This is a genomic window from Candidatus Symbiopectobacterium sp. (assembly GCF_020054415.1).
In the GTDB taxonomy this organism is placed as follows: domain Bacteria; phylum Pseudomonadota; class Gammaproteobacteria; order Enterobacterales; family Enterobacteriaceae; genus Symbiopectobacterium.
Genome location: NZ_JAHWCO010000365.1, coordinates 1 through 3691 on the forward strand (window position 1 = coordinate 1; position 3691 = coordinate 3691).

Consider the following 3691-nt stretch of genomic DNA (forward strand, 5'->3'; position numbering starts at 1 on the left):
AATACGCTGTGTATACAGCTTGCTAACAATGTGTTTTACTTTTGGAAGTTCGTCGTTGTAAGCCCTGTAGCCATCCGTGTTTGCATGACTGACGACGGTAACGCTGATGGCCACTTTTGTCATAAACATGTTTTTTCACAGGAGATGTCTGTTCACAAAACGGGCATCTTACATCAACTTTATCCTCTGTATTCCACATCCAAAACCGGACATTTCACACTGCAATCAACATATTGAATACACGACCGAAATGTGCATTGAATGCCTGCGACCAGCTGCTGATAATAGCCCACATCATTCATACTGAACGGTCGGTATCCATCTCCCGCAAGCGTTACCCGGGATTTCTTATCAAGGCGTTGAACTGGATAATTACCCTATGCAAAATTTCACACTTCATACCCCGACCAAAATTCTGTTTGGTGAAGGCAAAATTGCCGAAATAGGCAAAGAAATTCCTGCTGATGCGCGTATCCTTATCACTTACGGTGGCGGTAGCATCAAGCGTAACGGCGTACTGGATCAGGTCTATCAGGCGCTGGATGGCCGTGATGTGCGTGAGTTCGGCGGTATTGAACAGAACCCGTCTTATGAAACGCTGATGAAAGCCGTTGAATTGTTCCGTGCCGAAAACATTGACTTTCTGCTCGCGGTCGGCGGTGGTTCGGTCGCCGATGGCACAAGATTTATCGCTGCCGCTGCACACTATGAAGCCGCGCAAGATCCCTAGCATATTCTGCAAACCACCGGCGCACAAGTGACGAATGCCGTGAAAATGGCTTGCGTACTGACCCTGCCAGCAATCGGTTCTGAATCTAACAATGGTGCCGTTATCAGCCTTAAAACCACGGGGGACAAGCTGCCCTTCTTCTCCCCCTACACCTTCCCCCCTGTTTGCCGTACTCGCTCAGGTCGTAACCTACAGTTTGCCGCCGCGTCAGGTTTCCAACGGCGTTGTCGATGCGTTTGTGCATACCGTTGAGCAGTATCTGACCTATCCGGTGGATGCCAAAGTGCAGGATCGTTTTTCTGAAGGCTTGCTGTTAACGCTTATAGAAGAAGGCCCACGCGCGCTAGCCGAACCGGAAAACTAAAAGTCCGGGCCAACGTGATGTGGAGTGCCACCACGGCGCTGAATGGACTGATTGGTGCAAGCGTGCCGCAGGATTGGGCTACTCATATGATAGGCCATGAATTGACCGCATTGCACGGGCTTGACCATGCACAAACGCTGGCGATCGTATTGCCTTCCTTGCTGCAAGCGAAAAAGGCGCAAAAACGCGCCAAACTGCTGCAATATGCAGAACGCGTATGGGATTTGCGTGGAGGTAGCGAAGATCAACGCATTGATGGTGCTATCGCGGCCACGAGTGCGTTCTTCGAGAAAATGGGCGTACCCACCCACATGGCGGATTATCAATTGGATGGCAGCACCATTCCGACGCTGGTTGCCAAACTGAAAGAACACGGCATGACGGTGCTCGTGGAATACGCTGATATTACGCCAGAAGTGAGTCAGAAGATCTACGAAGCGGCACACTAAGCGCCGCCCTCATTGCTGTGTCTGCGAAGGGAGCAAATGGCTCTCTTTGTCATGGAGGTATATCAGGCAAGTACGGCTAAATCTGCCACATTAAATCCGCGTAGAGAATCCGTCTGACCCGACTGGACTTTTTCTGCCCAGTGCGCATCAGAAAGCAGAACCCGACCTACGGCGATTAGATCAAACTCGTCCCGCTCCATACGCGTATACAGGTTATCCAATGCTGCCGCACCCGATCCTTCACCGCCAAAGGCAGCAAAGAAGTCAGAGCTTAATCCCACCGACCCAACGCTGATGGTGGCCGCACCGGTTAACTTCTTCGCGCAGCCGGCAAAATTCAACCCTTGCTCGCCGTCAATGTCCGAGAATTCCGGCTCCCAGAAGCGACGTTGTGAGCAGTGCAGAATATCAACGCCCGCCTCAACCAGCGGTGCCAGCCATTCCGTCATTTCTTGCGGTGATGTCGCCAGACGCACTTTATAATCCTGCTGCTTCCACTGGTTAACACGCAGGATCATCGGGAAATCAGGAAATCAGGGCCAACGGCAGCGCGAACGGCACGCACAATGTCCGCCGCAAAGCGAGAACGCTCACGGATGGTTGCTCCGCTGAAAGCATCTGTACGCTTACTGGTTCCCGGACAGAAGAACTGGTCAATCAGATAACCTGTATTAGTCGCGACTAATACACATCAAGGCAATCAATGCACTCTTCAAGCAGTTGATGCAACGCAGCCACCCGTTCAGCACCGAGTTGTGCCACGATCGTCACCTGCGCCTCCTGCCACACCCGTTGCGCTTGTGCCTGTTTCTCCCGCCCTGCCGCCGTCACTTCAACACTGCGACTGCGCGCGTCATTCCCGGCACAAATTTTTAGTCATCCTTGCGCAACCAGAGGCTGCATATTGCGTGTTAACGTAGAGGCGTCCATTTGCATGTGTCGGGCCAGATCGACGGGACGAACAGGCTCCAAGCTCACGGCATACGATAACAACGCGTACTGAGTATTTTTCAACCCGCATGTCGCAATGTAGTGATCGTAATGTCGCGTCACCATCCGCGTAAGCTGGCGCAGCTTGAGATTGGTACAGCCTTGAGGCGTGTCTGTGTTTTTCATATCGTTAATTGTATATGCAACATTTTTACACCAGAAGATCGCGATATTGGTCCATTATCCGGCTCATAACGCGTACAATATATGAGTGTTCACGGTTTCACTCGAACCAGATTAGCGATAACCTCATGTTTTTTCTATTTCTTTGGAGTCAGCGTGAAACGCCTGTTATCAACCCTGCTTCTGGCAACGCTCACCGCTTATGCACACGCAGCGCCTGCTTCCGCACATGTCACAATGACAACAACATCCCAACAAGACACGGATGCCAGTTTGGCCAAGAAACATCCTAGCGAACTCTATCTGTACGCCAAACAACTGTTTGAAACTGGCCATAAGGATGAGGCTGTGACCTGGTTTTATGTTGGTCAATTGCGCTGGCGCTACCATTTACTGGCACACCCCGAACTGCCGCCCTATGGTGAACCTGCGGCAATGGATGCCCTTAATGCAACACTGGGGCAAGCGATCAATGAATGGGCAGGCGGATCGCCCAAAGCCTAGCGCGCAGCGATTAGCAAAGCACTGGCATGGGATGCCGCTAACCCTAACCCTACCACCCCCAAAGCGCGGTATGCTGACCAATGGCAGCAGGCGCGTGCCGGACTGACACAGCTTGATGCTTACCTGCGTGATAATGAAAACCAGATCCGTACGGAACGTCAGGCACGCGGTTTGGAAAACCGGTAAACAGACCTCTTCAGGTTCAACGAACAGAAAACCACACAAAATGCACTCAGGCTGTGTTTTCCAGACCGAAACACAGCCTTTTTTCACTCGCACACCTGGGTATCACTCATAATCGCAGCAGTCGTTTACCGCAGACTATCCGTGCGCGCAGTGAGCGCAGCGACAGGGCGCAGCGTAAACTCACCACTGTGCAGTTGCGCAATAAAAAGGCTTTGTTGAATAAATCAGAACTTGTAACGACTGCGCCCCATACGGGTCGATTGTTACGTGATGCGAATACTGTTCGGCATTCCTGATAGCGTGATCCGGTTAAGCGCTTTGACCATGGCCATGGCTTCACCCACC

Annotated in this window: 4 protein-coding genes and 3 pseudogenes; 3 read left to right on the plus strand and 4 right to left on the minus strand. The window is 51.8% G+C overall.

What is annotated here, in order from left to right:
• Positions 1–129, minus strand: a 129-nt coding sequence (locus tag QZ506_RS21575) for an IS1 family transposase (protein WP_367273004.1), incomplete at its 3' end; no start/stop codon positions are given.
• Between QZ506_RS21575 and QZ506_RS10740 the strand changes: the two genes are divergently transcribed.
• Both QZ506_RS10740 and yqhD read left to right on the plus strand, forming a co-directional pair.
• Entirely contained in the window at positions 107–307 is a 201-nt protein-coding gene (locus tag QZ506_RS10740; RefSeq protein WP_291971015.1) for a hypothetical protein, read from the plus strand. The genes QZ506_RS21575 and QZ506_RS10740 overlap by 23 nt on opposite strands.
• A gap of 72 nt (positions 308–379) precedes the next feature.
• Positions 380–1543: pseudogene (gene yqhD, locus QZ506_RS10745) on the plus strand (alcohol dehydrogenase).
• Positions 1544–1605: 62 nt separating this feature from the next.
• Here yqhD and QZ506_RS10750 read toward each other — a convergent pair.
• Both QZ506_RS10750 and QZ506_RS10755 read right to left on the minus strand, forming a co-directional pair.
• A pseudogene (locus QZ506_RS10750) lies at positions 1606–2245 on the minus strand (12-oxophytodienoate reductase); the annotation flags it as partial.
• Positions 2225–2374, minus strand: a complete 150-nt coding sequence (locus QZ506_RS10755; protein ID WP_291971019.1) for a hypothetical protein — start codon at positions 2372–2374, stop codon at positions 2225–2227. The gene QZ506_RS10755 and the pseudogene QZ506_RS10750, both read right to left, overlap by 21 nt.
• Before the next feature lie 438 nt (positions 2375–2812).
• Here QZ506_RS10755 and QZ506_RS10760 point away from each other — a divergent pair, with 438 nt between their 5' ends.
• On the plus strand, positions 2813–3160 hold the full coding sequence (locus QZ506_RS10760) for a hypothetical protein (protein WP_291971017.1): 348 nt from the start codon (positions 2813–2815) through the stop codon (positions 3158–3160).
• A gap of 449 nt (positions 3161–3609) precedes the next feature.
• On the opposite strand, the pseudogene QZ506_RS10765 reads toward QZ506_RS10760, so the two are convergent.
• Positions 3610–3691 (minus strand): annotated as a pseudogene (locus tag QZ506_RS10765) (lipoprotein); the annotation flags it as partial.

Coding starts and splice junctions, on each gene's coding strand:
- QZ506_RS10740 (WP_291971015.1), top strand. CDS start 107: ATGGCCACTTTTGTCATAAACATGTTTTTTCACAGGAGATGTCTGTTC.